The 16,406-nt window shown below is 47.4% G+C and carries 11 protein-coding genes and 1 pseudogene; 6 read left to right on the plus strand and 6 right to left on the minus strand.

Features of this window, described 5'->3' with window-relative positions; all coding sequences use genetic code 11:
• From J0895_RS21395 to J0895_RS21405, 3 genes and pseudogenes are all read left to right on the plus strand, one after another.
• A pseudogene (locus J0895_RS21395) lies at positions 1-184 on the plus strand (photosystem II D2 protein (photosystem q(a) protein)); the annotation flags it as partial.
• 147 nt (positions 185-331) lie between these two features.
• Positions 332-1,687, plus strand: coding sequence for a photosystem II reaction center protein CP43 (gene psbC / locus J0895_RS21400; protein WP_207090032.1), 1,356 nt, complete (start codon positions 332-334; stop codon positions 1,685-1,687).
• Positions 1,688-1,885: 198 nt separating this feature from the next.
• Complete coding sequence (locus tag J0895_RS21405) at positions 1,886-2,071, plus strand: PCP reductase family protein (protein ID WP_207090023.1); 186 nt, start codon at positions 1,886-1,888, stop codon at positions 2,069-2,071.
• Here the strand turns inward: J0895_RS21405 and J0895_RS21410 are convergent.
• Together J0895_RS21410 and J0895_RS21415 are read right to left on the minus strand one after the other, a co-directional pair.
• Positions 2,065-5,217 carry an efflux RND transporter permease subunit gene (locus tag J0895_RS21410; RefSeq protein ID WP_207090024.1) on the minus strand — a complete coding sequence of 1,051 codons (3,153 nt, stop codon included), beginning with the start codon at positions 5,215-5,217 and terminating at the stop codon, positions 2,065-2,067. The genes J0895_RS21405 and J0895_RS21410 overlap by 7 nt on opposite strands.
• An 8-nt stretch (positions 5,218-5,225) precedes the next feature.
• Positions 5,226-5,885, minus strand: coding sequence for an efflux RND transporter periplasmic adaptor subunit (locus J0895_RS21415; RefSeq protein WP_207090025.1), 660 nt, complete (start codon positions 5,883-5,885; stop codon positions 5,226-5,228).
• Positions 5,886-6,193: 308 nt separating this feature from the next.
• Between J0895_RS21415 and rppA the strand changes: the two genes are divergently transcribed.
• Positions 6,194-6,886 (plus strand): two-component system response regulator RppA, encoded by a 693-nt coding sequence (gene rppA / locus J0895_RS21420; RefSeq protein ID WP_207090026.1) that lies wholly within the window; start codon positions 6,194-6,196, stop codon positions 6,884-6,886.
• A gap of 12 nt (positions 6,887-6,898) precedes the next feature.
• A complete protein-coding gene (rppB, locus tag J0895_RS21425; protein ID WP_207090027.1) occupies positions 6,899-8,317 on the plus strand; it encodes a two-component system sensor histidine kinase RppB in 1,419 nt (472 codons plus the stop codon).
• Here the strand turns inward: rppB and J0895_RS21430 are convergent.
• The 3 genes from J0895_RS21430 to J0895_RS26545 form a co-directional block, all read right to left on the minus strand.
• On the minus strand, positions 8,274-9,086 hold the full coding sequence (locus J0895_RS21430; RefSeq protein WP_207090028.1) for an SWIM zinc finger family protein: 813 nt from the start codon (positions 9,084-9,086) through the stop codon (positions 8,274-8,276). The two genes, rppB and J0895_RS21430, sit on opposite strands and share 44 nt — an antisense overlap.
• A gap of 66 nt (positions 9,087-9,152) precedes the next feature.
• Entirely contained in the window at positions 9,153-12,374 is a 3,222-nt protein-coding gene (locus tag J0895_RS21435) for a DEAD/DEAH box helicase (RefSeq protein ID WP_207090029.1), read from the minus strand.
• 213 nt (positions 12,375-12,587) lie between these two features.
• On the minus strand, positions 12,588-12,716 hold the full coding sequence (locus J0895_RS26545) for a hypothetical protein (RefSeq protein WP_277989883.1): 129 nt from the start codon (positions 12,714-12,716) through the stop codon (positions 12,588-12,590).
• 292 nt (positions 12,717-13,008) lie between these two features.
• Here J0895_RS26545 and J0895_RS21440 point away from each other — a divergent pair, with 292 nt between their 5' ends.
• Positions 13,009-15,159, plus strand: coding sequence for a polyribonucleotide nucleotidyltransferase (locus J0895_RS21440; protein ID WP_207090030.1), 2,151 nt, complete (start codon positions 13,009-13,011; stop codon positions 15,157-15,159).
• Between the two features lie 251 nt (positions 15,160-15,410).
• On the opposite strand, the gene J0895_RS21445 is transcribed toward J0895_RS21440, so the two are convergent.
• Entirely contained in the window at positions 15,411-15,635 is a 225-nt protein-coding gene (locus J0895_RS21445) for a DUF4327 family protein (RefSeq protein ID WP_207090031.1), read from the minus strand.
• Positions 15,636-16,406: the final 771 nt, after the last annotated feature.

A 16,406-nucleotide genomic window follows, 5' to 3' on the forward strand; every position in this document is an offset into this window, starting at 1 on the left:
CCTGCGCGCTTATGACTTCGTGTCTCAGGAACTGCGGGCTGCGGAAGACCCGGAATTTGAAACCTTCTACACCAAGAATATTCTTCTGAATGAAGGGATTCGGGCTTGGATGGCTCCGGTTGACCAGCCTCACGAAAACTTTGAGTTCCCTGAAGAAGTTCTACCTCGCGGTAACGCTCTGTAGAAAATTTGATTGCAGATTTTTGATTTTGGATTGGATTTAATTTAATTCACCTCTAAAACCTAAAATCTAAACAAGCGATATCATCTGTTGTCGATCGCAATAAAGAGGTTCTCATCCGTGCAAACATCTTTCAATAGTTCGCTGGTCATGGGCGGACGTGACCAAGAAACCTCCGGGTTTGCCTGGTGGTCTGGAAACGCCCGTCTAATCAACTTATCCGGTAAACTCCTGGGCGCTCACGTTGCTCACGCTGGATTAATTGTCTTCTGGGCTGGAGCAATGACTTTATTTGAAGTCGGACACTTCATTCCTGAAAAGCCGATGTATGAACAAGGCTTAATCCTGCTGCCTCACCTAGCTACCCTAGGTTGGGGTGTGGGTCCCGGTGGAGAAGTCATCGATACTTTCCCCTACTTTGTCGTTGGTGTTCTACACCTGATTTCTTCTGCAGTTCTCGGTCTCGGTGGTATCTACCACGCCGTTCGCGGACCAGAAACCTTAGAAGACTACTCTTCTTTCTTCGGGTATGACTGGCGCGACAAAAACAAGATGACCACCATCTTGGGCTTCCACCTGATCGTTCTCGGATTGGGTGCCTTGTTGCTGGTGCTCAAAGCCATGTTCTTTGGTGGCGTGTATGACACCTGGGCACCCGGTGGCGGTGACGTTCGCGTAATTACGAACCCAACTCTGAACCCCGCTGTGATATTCGGTTATTTAGTGAACGCTCCCACCGGCGGAGAAGGCTGGTTAATCGGAGTCGATAACATGGAAGACATTATCGGCGGTCATATTTGGGTTGGCTTCACCTGCATTATTGGCGGTGTATGGCACATCCTCACCAAGCCTTTTGGTTGGGTGCGTCGCGCCTTCATCTGGTCTGGAGAGGCTTATCTGTCCTACAGCTTAGGCGCTCTGTCCCTGATGGGCGTGATTGCTTCTGCCTTCGTTTGGTTTAACAACACAGCTTATCCCAGCGAATTTTACGGCCCCACCAACGCTGAATCTTCTCAGGCTCAAGCCTTCACCTTCTTGGTTCGTGACCAACGCTTAGGTGCCAGCATCGGTACTGCCCAAGGCCCAACGGGTCTAGGTAAGTATCTGATGCGCTCTCCTACCGGGGAAATCATCTTCGGTGGTGAAACCATGCGCTTCTGGGATTTCCGTGGCCCCTGGCTGGAACCCCTGCGTGGACCGAATGGCTTGGATCTGCGTAAGCTGAAAAATGACATTCAACCCTGGCAAATCCGTCGGGCGGCTGAGTACATGACTCACGCTCCTAACGGTTCCATCAACTCTGTGGGTGGGATCATCACTGAAGCTAATGGCTTCAACTATGTGAACCCCCGCGCTTGGTTGGCTGCTGCTCACTTCATCTTGGGCTTCTTCTTCTTAGTCGGTCACCTCTGGCACGCTGGACGCGCTCGCGCTGCTGCTGCTGGATTTGAACGCGGTATTGACCGTGAAGATGAGGCAGTGTTGGCAATGACTGAACTCGATTAATTTCTCCTGGATTAAAGGATGAATTTCGACTAATCAGTTCATGATTAGAGGCTCCTGCATATAGCAGGAGCTTTTTTGTTAAAAAGATAATCTAAAAATGTTGGAGAAGTGGGATTTCCTATTACAATAAAATAAATGGCACTGGTGTAAATTGACATATTCCAATTCAAAAACTTAACATTTAACCGGATATTATTTATGTCTAATTCTGATTTGTTTGATGACATGGAATGGACGGAAGAAGCTAAAATCAAGCTCAAGAATATCCCTTATTTCGTCCGATCGCAAGCAAGGCAACGAATCATACAGTTGGCGCGAGAGGCCGAACTGGATGTGGTGACGCCGGAAATTGTGGAAAAGGCGCGGTTGGAATTTGGTCAGTGAGGGATAGAGTCGGGTTTTTTCCAACCGGACTGAATTTCCAGGTTTGCCGGTTTGGGTTGAGGCATTAATCGTTTCCCAAATTGGGCATAAAGGGCCGGAATCACTAACAGAGTTAAGGCGGTAGAGGTAAATAACCCCCCCAAAACTACAATGGCTAAGGGTTGTAAAATCTCATTCCCTGCGCCGGTGGCGATCGCCAAGGGAAACATCCCCAATGCCGAGGTTAAAGCGGTCATCAAAATCGCATTCACTCGGTCTAGGGAACCGTTGATAATCACATCTTTCAGCAACATTCCCTCGGCAAATTTCGTGTTGTAATTATCAACCAGTAACAACCCATTGCGGACCGCTACCCCAAATAAAGTAATAAATCCAATCAGCGAGGCAATAGAAATCACGCCGCCAGTTAAGGCAATGGAGATAATTCCCCCAACTAATGCTAAGGGTAAATTCACCATAATCGCGATGGTTGCGGGGAGCGATTGTACCGAGAAAAACATCAGCACAGCAATGGCGATCGCAGCTAAAATACTAAACCACAATAAGCTACTACTCGCCCGTTGTTCTGATTCAAATTGTCCGCCATATTGGATAAAATATCCTTGGGGCAAGGTCACTTTTTCCTGAATTTGACCTTGAATATCGCCGACAACACTGCCTAAATCTCGATTAGCCACATTTGCCGAAACCACAATCAGCCTGGATACATTTTCCCGATTGACAACATTAGCTCCCATGCCGTAACTTAAATTGGCAACGGTTCGGAGTGGGATAATCTCTCCGGTTGGCGTAGAAATTGGAATTGCGCCCATTGCATCTAAGCTATTGCGAGCATTGTCAGTCAAGGTGATAAAAATATCAATCAATTGTTGATTTTCTGGCACTTGAGAAACAACCTGACCATTGAGCGCGGTTTCGACAACTTCTGACAATTGTTCCATTGTTAAACCATAAGTTGCTGCCGCTTGCCGGTTGTATTCAATTTGGATTTGGCGAATGGGGAGTTGAGGTTCCAGTTGCAAATCTACCACCCCAGAAATCGGCGCGATCGCATCTCGAACCTGTTCACCAATGCGGCGGAGTTCCGTTAAATCTGGCCCAAAAATTTTGACAGCGATCGCACTTCTGACTCCCGAGAGCACTTCATCCATGCGGTGAGAAATAAATCCGCCAATATTTGGCGCAACACCGGGCAATTTGAGGAAACTTTCGCGGAGGTTTTGAACACTATTTTCTCGGTCTTTTAACGCCAAATCACTGAGTTCTACATCCACATGAGCCATACTCACTCCGGCACCATCTGCATCTCCAGGAGTTCGTCCAGCGCGGACTTGTACCCAGTCATAAAGGGGATTGTTTTGAAGTGATTTGGACAGGACAATACCGGCGCGATGGGTCATATCTAGGGAGACTCCGGGATATAAAACCATTGAGTTGACCATTGATTTTTCCCGAAATTCTGGTAGAAAAACTTGTCCCAAAGTGGGAACGATCGCCAGGGTTGCCACTAAACTAGCGAGGGCGATTGCCAGAATAATTTGGGGCGATCGCAACGATAGATTCAGCAACGGGCGATACAGTCTTTCTGCTAACCGGGAAACAAAAGTCCCTTCCTGGGGGAGAGTTTGATCCGCTAACAGAATGGCACAAAGGGCGGGGGAAAGGGTCATGGCGACAAGGGTAGAGGCGGCGATCGAGAGTAAATAAGCCAACCCCATTGGCACAAAAATCCGTCCTTCCACCCCGGTTAAACTAAAAATAGGCGCAAACACCACAATGATAATCACAGTGGAGAAAATCACCGCCAGCCGCACTTCAACGGAGGTTTCATAAACCACTTGCAAGGGATGTTTAGGATGACCTTGAGCTTGATTCTTTCGCAGTCCCCGATAGCAGTTTTCCATATCCACGATCGCATCATCTACGACAGAACCAATGGCAACGACTAATCCCCCCAAAGTCATCGTATTAATGCCCAATCCCAAGGCTTTCATAAACAGTAAGCCAATTAATAACGAGAGAGGAATGGCACTTAAGGTAATCACTGCGGTGCGCCAATTCATCAAAAATAGCAGCATTATCACCGAGACAATGATGATGCCTTGAATCAGAGAACCGCTGACATTGCCAATGGCAGAATCAATGAAGTTGGACTGGCGAAAGGTGCGGGCAATTTGGATATCCGCAGGAAAGGTTTCCTGTAGCGATCGCATCCGGGATTCTACCGCTTTTGTAACCGTCGGTGTATCCATATTAGGCTGTTTATTAATCATCATCACCACAGCGGATTGTCCATTAAAACTGGCATCGCCCCGTTTGAGGGCTGATCCGGTTTTCACCTCTGCCACATCTTTGAGTAAAATCGGCAAGCCTTCTTCTACTTTGACCACCGATTCTTGTAAATCTTCGATGGATTTAACCTGACCAATTCCCCGGACTAATAATTCCTGACCCCCACCAATCAAAAACCCACCCGAGGCATTGGAATTAGCACCTCTAGCGGCTTGGGCGACTTCCGTCAGGGATACATTCAGCGATCGCAATTTAGCCGGATCAACCAGCACTTGTGACTGTCGTTCCTCACCGCCATACACCGTAATTTGGGTCACCCCTGGCACCGATAAAAGTTGCTGGGTGAGGGTAGTATCGACGAAATGCCGGAGGTCCATTAAGGAAGTTTGCCCTTCTTCCGTTACGGTAAAGGCATATTGCAAAATGGTGGCTAAAGGGGAAGCTAAAGGGGAAATTTCTGGGGTATGAACCCCGGCAGGAAGTTGATTAGTAATCTGTTGAAGTCGTTCGGTAACCGCTTGTCTTGCCTGATAAATATTTGCATTGGGGTCAAATACAACTTGGACCATTGAGAGTCCAACTTTGGAGGACGATCGCACGGTTGTGACTCCCGGCAAACCATTAACGGCAGTTTCAATGGGAACGGTAATTTGAGACTCCACCTCCTCCGGTGCCAATCCAGCCGCTTGAGTTTGAATATCGACTTGAGGGGGTGCAAATTCAGGAAATACATCCAGAGGCATTTGGGTAATGGTGAAGATTCCCCAAACGGTGACAAAAAGGGCACAAATGACGATAATCCACCGTTGAGTAATCGAGTTTTTTAGGATTAGATTGAGAATTGAATTCAACATTTGCTACCTCAACTATCTCCCTTGTCATCAGAAAAGACGTTCTTTTTTTTCCGGGTACTGATTAAGGCGATCGGGGTTGCCAAGAGTACGACTGCGATCGCGATACCGACTAACCAACCCATCGGAAATCCGCTTTCGGCTGGGGTGGTTGCCAGAGGTTGTTGGGCCATTTCCAGGGGTTGAGGGGCCGGATCGTCAATCAAGGGGGTACTCTGGGTGACTACGGGTTCTGGAGTGGCGGCAGTATCCGGGGTTTGGGTTTTGCGAGATTCGGCATAGAGAGATAAACTGCCTTGGGTGACGAGATTTTCCCCCACGGATAATCCATCCATGACTTCAATTAGTTCCGCTTGAGTTGCGCCGGTGGTAATGGGAACAGGTTCATAGAAGTTTTGATATTGGACAAAAACGAGTTGCTGGTTATCTGCATTCACTAAGGCAGTGATGGGGACCAGGATGCTGGCGCTACCATCTGTAGCTGGGGCGATGGGAGTGACGACAATGCCTAACATTTGGTCGATTTCCGGGTTCACTTCTACCCGTTCAATCCCGCCGGTGGCTTGGAATTCATCCCCATGTCCCACATGGGATAAAGCCAGTTTGGGGAGAGAGAAAAGAACCGTTGTGATCAGGATAGTCCGAATTAAAGATTGATGTGAGTAACCCATGATTCCCTCGCTGTAGGGGATAAAAATCCTCCCTAGTCTGGCAAAGGGTAGATGAAATTGAGATGAAATGGAACTGCGTTGGTTAAACTTGGTTAAAATCAAGCCTGTAGTTAATTAACTAAAGAGAAATGAGAATTCTGCTGGTGGAAGATGAGGAGTAGGGTGGGCATTGCCCACCGAACAGAAGGTGGGCAATGCCCACCCTACAATTGCTATTTTATTTTTTGGAGGCATTGCCCACCGAACAGAAGGTGGGCAATGCCCACCCTACAATTGCTATTTTATTTTTTGGAGTTACCTAAAGAGAGATGAGAATTCTGCTGGTGGAAGATGAGGCGGATTTAGGACGGGCGATTAAGCAGGTGTTAGTCAATGAAAAATATGTCGTAGATTGGGTTCAGGATGGGGTTCAGGCGTGGGACTATCTGGAAAGTCAGTGGACTGATTATACTGTGGCGATCGTGGATTGGCTGCTGCCGAAGTTATCCGGGTTAGGGTTATGTCAGCGATTGAGATTGCATCAAAATCCGTTACCCGTGTTGATGTTAACGGCGTTGGGACAGCCGGAAAATCGGGTGGCGGGACTGGATGCTGGGGCGGATGATTATTTGGTGAAACCGTTTGTGATGGAAGAATTACTGGCGCGTTTGCGTGCACTCCAGCGGCGATCGCCTCAACTCCAACCCCAAACCCTGACGGTGGGTGGATTTACCTTAGATTATGGCAATAATGTCCTCTGTTTCGGGTTGAGTCAACCGCCTCAACTGATTCCGTTAACGGTGAAAGAATTTCAACTGTTTGCCTATTTGATGCAAAATTGCGATCGCATCATTTCCGGGAGTAAGATTCGGTATCAACTCTGGGATTTGGATGAGGAACCGATTAGCAATGTGGTAGCGGCACAAATGCGATTATTGCGGCGCAAGTTAGCCAATTATAATTGTCCTTGTCCCATTGAAACCATTCCGGGTCAAGGGTATCGATTTAATACGTCTCGGTGAGTCTTTCCGGCAATGAATAGTCATCAATTATTTCGCCGTAGTCGGTTCCGTCTCGCCTTTTGGTATGCCGGGGTGATGGCGGTGATTTTGAGTTTGTCGGGGTTGAGTTTGTATCGATCGCTGATTCAGTCGAATTGGGAGGCAATGGAACGGGAAATGGAGTCGATCGCCGGGACGTTGCATGATAGTTTGGAACCGATGTTACCGCCTTCTGGGGAAGCGACAACGGTTTTGAAGCGGATTTTGCCGGAACTCTGTGTGGCGGGGGAATCTTGTAATATCAGTCCGACGCTAATTCAACGCCATACCATCGGAATTAGCGATCGCAATACTTACTATATTCGGCTGTTTAATCACCAAGGCAAACTCCTGGCTTTTTCTCCAACTCCCCCCCTGGGCATTTCCCGAACATTCCACCCTGAACCCTGGCAAACGTTTCAGAGTTCCCAGGGGATTCGCTATCACCAATTTACGATTATTTTACATAATCATGATCCGAGTGAGTCTTCCTCCCTGCATCATTCTCATCCATCTTGGGGATACTTACAAATTGGCCGAACTTTAGCAGCATTTGATGGGGAAGTTCAGCGGATGCGATGGATTTTAGGGATGGGATTTTCCATTGCATTAGGGTTGGTGATGATTTCGAGTTGGTGGTTATCGGGATTAGCTATACAGCCGATTTACCAGTCTTATCAGCAACAGCAACAGTTTACGGCAAATGCTGCCCATGAATTGCGATCGCCTCTAGCGAGTCTGTTAGCGACGGTAGAGGCAATTTTACGATTACCCCCCTCAAATCAGTCGGAAATTCCCATCATGCTGCAAACGGTGGAGAGGCAGGGACGGCGGTTGAGTCATTTAATTTCTGATTTACTCTTGTTAACCAGTTTAGAGCAAAATTCATCCCCAACGCCGTTTAAGTCTTGCTGTTTAAATGATTTAATCAGTGATTTGACCGAAGAATTTTTAGAATTGGCAATCCTTGCTGAACTGGATCTGGTGAGTCATATTCCCGATGTTGATATTTATGTGTTAGGACATGAATCCCAACTTTATCGGTTGGTGTCTAATTTAATTGCCAATGCGATTCAATATACGCCGAGTGGGGGTAAAGTTGTGATTGAGTTAACTCGGCGCGATCGCCTTGCGGTGATTACGGTAAAAGATACAGGAATTGGCATTGCATCGGGAGAACAAACCCGAATTTTTGAACGGTTCTACCGTGTGGATAGCGATCGCAGCCGTAAAACTGGGGGAACTGGATTGGGTTTAGCAATTGTCCAGGCGATCGGCAAAAAACATCAAGCTAATCTTACCGTAGAAAGTCAGTTAGGATCCGGCAGCATTTTTAGAGTAGAATTAGCAATTTCTTCGGTTAAATTTCTCATCCCTCGCGATTTAATGCCGATAAAATCGCCTGCTGACTAACGGTTTGATAAATGCTAGTTAATGACTGCATCACCGCTTGTCTCGTTGCTGCCGGTTTTATCGGAATTGGTCCTAAAACATCTAACACCGTTTCACTACTGGGCGCAGGGGCAATCACCACTAATCCAGATTCTAACTGGTCGTCATACTGCCAAAACTTCTCTACTTTTAGAGGAGATTTATGCAGTTTTGATTTATGTTCTTTGACTTTAGATTCCGCTGGTTCTGCATTCGTATCCGTCCCTCGAATCTGCCGTAATGCCGCGAGAATTTGGGCTTGGGTGCGTCCCCGTAATTGAAAGAGTACAAATGGGTCATCACTAAAGCGATCGCCTAACAAATAATACACCGCTGCAATATGTTTACAGGGATTGGCTTTATCCGGACAGCTACAACGGGAATTGACTTGTTCCAGGGTAAAGGGAAACAATCTTACCCCATTAGCAGCAAACACTTCTTCGATGTTTTGTGGCATTTCCCCTGAGAGGAGTTTTGCTGAAAAAATTGCCCGTTCTGCCATCGCTTGAATCACATAATTCCAATCTTCATCGGTTAATGGATCTAACCAGAGAGACACTTTATACGGTTCCGGATCCGTACCTTGGACTTGTGCTAGTACCTTTTGTCCTTCAAAGTCGATACTCAGAACATTTCCCTCTCTAGCGTAGACTCTTGCCCGTTCTAAACGCTTTTTAAAGCGATAGGAATTGAGCAAGTCTAGCCATTGTTGGGTCCACCATTCTTTATCCGGTTGGGTGTAATTTGTCATTTGTTTTTTGTCATTGGTCATTGGTCATTGGTCATTGGTCGTTGGTCATTGGTCGTTGGTCATTTGTCATTTGTCATCTTCATCGATGACGGCGTTGCGATCTAGGATGAGTAAGTTTCGTAAATTATCGCTATTTAAGTCTGATAACCATTGTTCTCCTGCCCCTACAACTTGTTCGGCTAACTCTTTCTTACTCTCAATCAAATCATGAATTTTCTCCTCTAATGTGCCGGTACTGATGAATTTATGCACTTGCACATTTTGAGTTTGTCCAATTCTAAATACTCGGTCTGTAGCTTGGTTTTCCACAGCAGGATTCCACCATCGGTCATAGTGGAATACATGATTAGCGCGGGTTAAATTCAAACCCACCCCACCAGCTTTGATGGATAATATCATAATCGGTGGTCCTTGGGGGTCTAGTTGGAAGCGATCGACCATTTCTTCCCGTTGATTTTTGCGGGTTCCCCCATACAAAAATAGAATTTCTCGTCCTAATTTTTGGGAGAGATAGGGTTGCAGAAGTTTCCCCCATTCGGCAAATTGGGTGAAGATTAAGCCCCGATCGCCTTCCGCCAGCATCTCTTCTAACATTTCCTCTAAGCGCACCAATTTACCCGATCGCGAGGGTTCATTCAGAGTCTTTTCTTTTAAAAACTGGGCTGGATGATTGCAAATTTGTTTCAATTTAACCAACAAAGCCAAAATCAAACCATGCCGCTGAATGCCTTCTGCCGCATCAATTCCAGCTAGGGTACTATCCACGGTTTGCTGATAGAGTTGCGCCTGTTCCACAGACAGTCCACAAAACACTGGATTCTCCTGTTTTTCCGGCAAATCTTGAATGATGGTTTTATCACTTTTGAGGCGACGCAAGACAAAGGGACGAACCAGCGATCGCAATGCCTCCAAAGAATCTGTATCCCCATATTTCTCAATGGGTGTGGCAAAACGCCGTTGGAAAAATTGTCGGGCCCCCAAATAACCCGGATTTAAAAAATCCATAATTGACCACAATTCTTGCAGTCGGTTTTCTACCGGAGTTCCCGTTAAAGCAATCCGAAACGGTTGGGTTTCTACATCAATCAAATCTCGGACCGCTTTCGACTGTTTCGCCTGGGAATTCTTAATATTTTGAGCTTCATCTAAAATAATCCCATCCCAGGGAATACTCCGCAATTCTTTTTCATCGCGATAAACCAGGGGATAACTGGTAATCGCTAAATTTTTGCCTTCTAAGGCTTTAGCAAAGGCTTTCCCCTTTGCCCGTTTATCCCCATGATGAACCATGACTTTGAGCTTGGGTCCAAATTTTTTAATTTCTCGTTCCCAGTTGCCTAAGACGGAGGTAGGACAAACTAATAATACTGGATTATTTAACTCGTTTTGGTCTTGCAAATACAGGAGGAATGCAATAGTTTCAATAGATTTACCTAATCCCATATCATCGGCCAAACAAGCGCCTAAACCCCATTTTTGCAAGAAAGCCAACCAACTGACGCCGCGTAATTGGTAAGGTCGCAGTTCGCCTTTGAAATTGGCAGAAACTTCTAAATCTTCTAGCGATCGCTTGTTGGTAATGGTATTGAGTAATTCCTCCAGATGTCCCCCGGCTTCAAATTTAACCACCGGGAGTTTCTCCATGACCTGGGTATCTCCCGTTGCCAACCGCAAGGCATCTTCTAAGGTTAGAGACATCTGATTTTTGCGGGATTTGAAAAAGTCCGAGGCGGCGCGAATATCTTGGTCTCGCAGTTCCACCCATTCTCCATTAATTTCAACTAAAGGAGAATTCAGGGCAGTTAATCGGTCAAATTCTTTCTTTGAAATTGTTTGTCCACCAATGGTTAATTCCCACTTGAAATTCAGGAGATTTTGTAAACCCAATCCTCCTTGAGGACGAGTCGGACTCTCGGCGCGAATTGATAATCCTAAGCGAGTCGCCCAACCGTCCCGAGGGGAGAGACTTTCGGGTAAAATGATGCCTAATCCACTATCTTCAAAACGCCAAGTGACGGATTTAATAAAGTGATAGGCTTGTAGAGGCGCGATCGCACAAGATTGGGGACATTGCGTATCTAAACTCGCTTCCAAGGGGGGAAATAGGCGGGAGGCTAATCCTAATCCCCGCAATAAAGTTTCCTGGGGTTGTTCAATAGTTCGACCTTGATATACAAACTGTTCCACTGGATTGTTCCAGATGGTTTTGGCATCGACTAAACAGTAAGCATCATCGACGGATTGCAAGAAATATTGTAGAGTCCAGCGATTATCGCCGTATTCTGGGGGGACGAGTTCAAAAGCGGCGCGAAACGGTTGCTGTCCGGCGAGATGAGGGGCGACTGGGGCGGTCCAGGTGGCGATCGCCGATTCAATTTTGGCGATCGCCTCCGGTTCCCCGGAAATCATCCCAGGTTCAGAAACTAACCCTTGCAGCCATTCTTTCACCGGGGAGACCAAATTTGGCATCGATTCCTCTCTAGCCGCCTTCCGGATGCGAATATCTAGGGCCTGAGAGAGAAATCCTTGCAGCAACTCTTGGGGTTCAGGGGGAAATTGGACCGCCAATTCCTCTAGGTCCCCGAGTTGATAGGTACGACAGGCGACTGGCATCTGTTTGCTGAAGCGGTTGAGGCGTTTGCGATCGGTGTCGCTATCGAGGAGGGGTTGCCAATGGGCGATCGCCCCTCCGGTTAGGGGGCGTTGGATTTGGGGGAGAAACTTACATCGCGCCTGGAGGTCCAAACTCCACCGGGCAATATGGGACCAAAAGCGCAAATCAGACCCAATAAAATTGTCTGCGGGGTCAAGAGTACCTAACGGCAAAGCCGATAAAAATGCGATCGCCTCTGAAGGATTGAGGCAGAGTCCCTCCACCTGCCAAGGATACAAAGCGAAGTCTTCTTCTGAGGGTTGACTGCCGGAATGGAGGGGAACTGGACCCTGAGTGGAAGTTAGAGAAGTTGGCAGGGCGATCGTCACCGTCTGCCAAGGATTAACCTCTAGTTTTGTGTCCTTTTTCTTGGCTTTTTTGCCTTTTGTGGGAGTCGGGTTCGCCCCCTCGGGCAATTCCCAGGACAAGCGATTTTGTGCGTTCAAGCTGTTGATAAATTCGATGAATTCCGCGGAACTCATCGCTAAAGGATGGGCGAGTACCTGACCGAAACTTGCCGTTTCATCGGGTATAAATCGCCGCCAAATTTCTCCCCAAATTAATAAATATTCACCGATTTGTTTGCCTTCGGTTGAATCCCCTGATTGAATCCAACTGCCATGTAAAATTGCCATGCCTGTGAAAAATCCTCTGACTACTGACGACTTATTATCAAATGGGTCTGTTTAAAACGCTTGGGTGAAATTTTAGATTAAAAAAGAGGGAATTGATAACAGTTGACCCAGGATAATTGAATGGAACGGGTTGTAATTTACCGGCGCAATTCAAATTCCCTGGAATCAGACTGGACTCAATTTAACATTTTTCGGGCAACCCAGACATCGAATTCAGGCCGATCGCATCTCGCCATGAACGGGGGTGAGCTTGGATGAACCCCCGGAGGCGATCGGCCCTCGGACTGCGGGCGATCGCCAGATTCCCCCTACCCGGGCCACTTCATCCGAGTCTGAGGGCATCCAAACCGAGTGAGTCCTGTCCCTGATCCGATGAAGATTTTACCGGATGGCGGGGATTATTCTCTGGGGTTTAAAGCTGCGATCGTGGGCTAAAATGGATCAATAAGGCTTGCTTAAGGGGAAGAGTACCCAAAGAAAGCATCCGCGCAGGGGCGGCGGACCCAAAGAAGGAAAGATGCACTCAAGCCCAAACCGCTGCGCTCATACCGGGCGACATCATCAGGGATCGTGGCGAAGTGTTACGATTGCCACAGAAAAGAAAAGAGAGCGAATTAGAAGGAAAAAGGACTGCATGAAAGAAATTGAAAAGTCAATATCCTTTGATGGACGGGATATTCGACTCACTATAGGGTTGTTTGCACCCCAGGCAGGTGGTGCAGTATTGATTCAGTCGGGAGATACGGCTGTATTCGTGACAGCGACCCGTTCTCAGGGAAGAGAGGGGATAGATTTTCTCCCCTTGTTGGTCGATTACGAAGAACGCCTCTATGCAGGGGGAAAAATTCCTGGGGGCTTCTTACGCCGGGAAGGAAGACCACCGGAAAAAGTCACCCTCACCTGTCGATTGATTGACCGTCCGTTGCGGCCTTTGATTCCCCAGTGGATTCGGGATGATATTCAAATTGTCGCCACAACCTGGTCAATGGACCCCCAAGTACCCCCGGATGTATTAGCGGTGACGGGTGCTTCGGTGGCGGTGCAGTTGGCCGGAATTCCCTTTTATGGTCCAATGGCAGCCGTGCGCGTCGGTTTGGTGGGCGATGATTTTATCATTAATCCCACTTATAAAGAAATCACCTCGGGAGATTTGGACCTGGTGGTAGCCGGGAGTCCCGATGGAGTGATCATGGTGGAAGCCGGTGCCAATCAGCTTCCCGAACAGGATATCATCGAAGCCATTGATTTCGGCTATGAAGCCACCTGCGATTTGATTCAAGCGCAGCGAGAAATCATGGAAGAGTTGGGAATTGTGCAGGTGATTGAGCCACCGCAAGAGGTTGATAAGACCCTGGAAACGTTCATTCAAGAACGAACAACAGACGGGATTAAAGAGATTTTGTCTCAGTATTTAGACAAAAACCTCCGGGATACGCGCTTAGATGAGATTAAAGACACCATCAAAGAGCAAATTGCCCAGATGCCCGAAGAAGAACCCGTCAGGGTTGCGGCAACTTCTGATAGCAAAGCGCTGGGGAAAGTCTTTAAAGAAGTCACCAAGAAACTGATGCGGCGGCAGATTGTGGAAGATGGCGTCCGCGTCGATGGTCGCAAACTGGACGAAGTACGGCCTGTCTCTTGTCGCGTGGGACTGTTGCCCCAGCGGGTTCATGGTAGCGCTTTATTTAACCGGGGATTAACTCAGGTGTTGTCCTTGGTGACCTTGGGAACTCCTGGAGATGCCCAAGATTTAGCCGATGACCTGCATCCGGAAGATGAAAAGCGGTATCTGCACCATTACAACTTCCCGCCGTATTCTGTGGGAGAAACTCGACCGATGCGATCGCCTGGACGCCGGGAAATTGGTCATGGAGCCTTGGCAGAACGGGCCTTACTTCCCGTCTTACCGGACTATACGGATTTCCCTTATGTGATTCGTGTTGTCTCTGAGATCCTCTCCTCCAACGGTTCTACCTCGATGGGGTCGGTTTGTGGTTCGACTTTGGGCCTGATGGATGCTGGCGTTCCCATCAAAAAACCTGTTTCCGGTGCGGCAATGGGTTTGATTAAAGAGGGAGACGAAATTCGGATTTTGACCGATATCCAAGGGATTGAAGACTTCCTCGGGGATATGGACTTCAAGGTAGCTGGGACCGACACGGGGATCACTGCCTTGCAGATGGATATGAAAATCTCCGGGTTGCCGATGGAGACGATCGCGGCGGCGATTCAGCAAGCGAAACCCGCACGACTGCATATCCTGGAAAAAATGCTGGGAACGCTTGATACTCCTCGCGAGGAACTCTCACCCTACGCGCCACGCCTATTAACCATCAAAATTGACCCCGAATTCATTGGCATGGTGATTGGACCCGGCGGTAAGATGATTAAGAGCATTACCGAGGAAACTGGTGCCAAAATCGATATCCAAGATGATGGAACCGTCACAGTTTCGGCGATCGAAAGTGAAAAGGCACAGCGTGCGGTGACGATTATCCAAAACATGACCCGCAAGTTATCTGCTGGGGATGTTTATTTGGGTGCGGTTACTCGGATTATTCCGATTGGTGCGTTTGTGGAATTCCTCCCTGGAAAAGAAGGAATGGTTCACATTTCTCAGATTGCAGATTATCGAGTCGGCAAAGTTGAGGATGAACTCGCCGTGGGTGATCAAGTCGTGATTAAAGTCCGCGATATTGATAACAAAGGTCGGATCAATCTCACTCGTCTGAACATTCATCCCGATGAAGCACAAGCTGCTCGGGAAGCAGCAGGACTCGTGTAGAAAAGTCTAGCTTTATCCCTCCAATTTGACCTGGAGGGGTCGCTTATGGCCTGCCTACAGGGAGTATCCTGGGTGATAAGTGAGAGTGGGTGATAGAAAGCTTCTGATATCAGAAGCTTTTTGCATTTCAAAAAAAGCGATCGCCATTCTCAGAGTACAACAGAAACCCCACCCAGGATATCCCAGGGCGGTGGGGTTCATGCCTAACCCGTAAATTAAACCACAACGGTGAGGGTGGACCTAATCCAACCTTACTCGTCGCACCAATCTTCCCGACCTAACAAGTCACAGATGCGATCGCGCAGCAAAAAATCATGGTGTTCTAACTCTAGCTCGATGTTTCCCCATTCGCGAGCGGGAATGTACTTGCAAAGGGTATAAATCGGCTGTTGGCGGCTGAGTATGCCTTGTTTGACCAGTTGACGAGCTTCTTGTTTGATAAAGCCTATGGTATATGAGATAGTAGCTTGAACCATATTGAAAACCGCTATCCCCTTTAGGGTGGTAGGAGAGTTACTTAATTTTATATTTAAAATGGCTGTTTCGGCTACAAATTGATCCCAAAATCATCCCAGAACCATAACAATTTCTATAGACTTTTATCAATGGGAATCAGAATATAAGATCCGGCGCTTCCTAGGAAAGTCCCGCTGAGGGTGATTAAGGGTGATTCCACCGAATTTTTGTAGTGAGCACTTCCATCATTTCTTCATTAAAATTAATACAACTCATCAAGGATGAGTAACACAAAACTCCTGACTTAGAGTCGAGAGTCACCCGGGAGGCCCTAAACAGCCCACGGCCCCACTCAGATTTTTGGCGACTTTTTAGCAAGATTGGCGTGAAACGATCCCAATTCGCTTTACAATTTTACCGAGAATCGGCGTAAAGCCCCCGGATTTATCCGTGGGGATATGAGCCGACTGTGTTAAAATAGTAAAAGCGAGTAAGAATAATCATCTGCGTGATTATTGCATTCTAGTCTTCGGTGAAATTCCGGCACAGTAAGTCACTACTGCCTTGAGCAGCAAGCCTATACAACTGACAAGCAATATCAGAATGCAGAGCGTACCTACCTGGCTTAGTGGTGAATTCCGAAAGCAAGAACAATAAAGAAGTAAGCCAAATTGCATCATCTCTTTTTTCGGGGATAGTTGTTTTGATGGTCTAGCGGGATACTTGAATGTCCCACTGTCGCCCTTTGGGGTAGGCAGGAATCCCCCGGCTTTAGACGTGGGGAGGTTCAA

Source organism: Phormidium pseudopriestleyi FRX01, from assembly GCF_017313335.1.
Classification (GTDB): domain Bacteria; phylum Cyanobacteriota; class Cyanobacteriia; order Cyanobacteriales; family Laspinemataceae; genus Laspinema; species Laspinema pseudopriestleyi.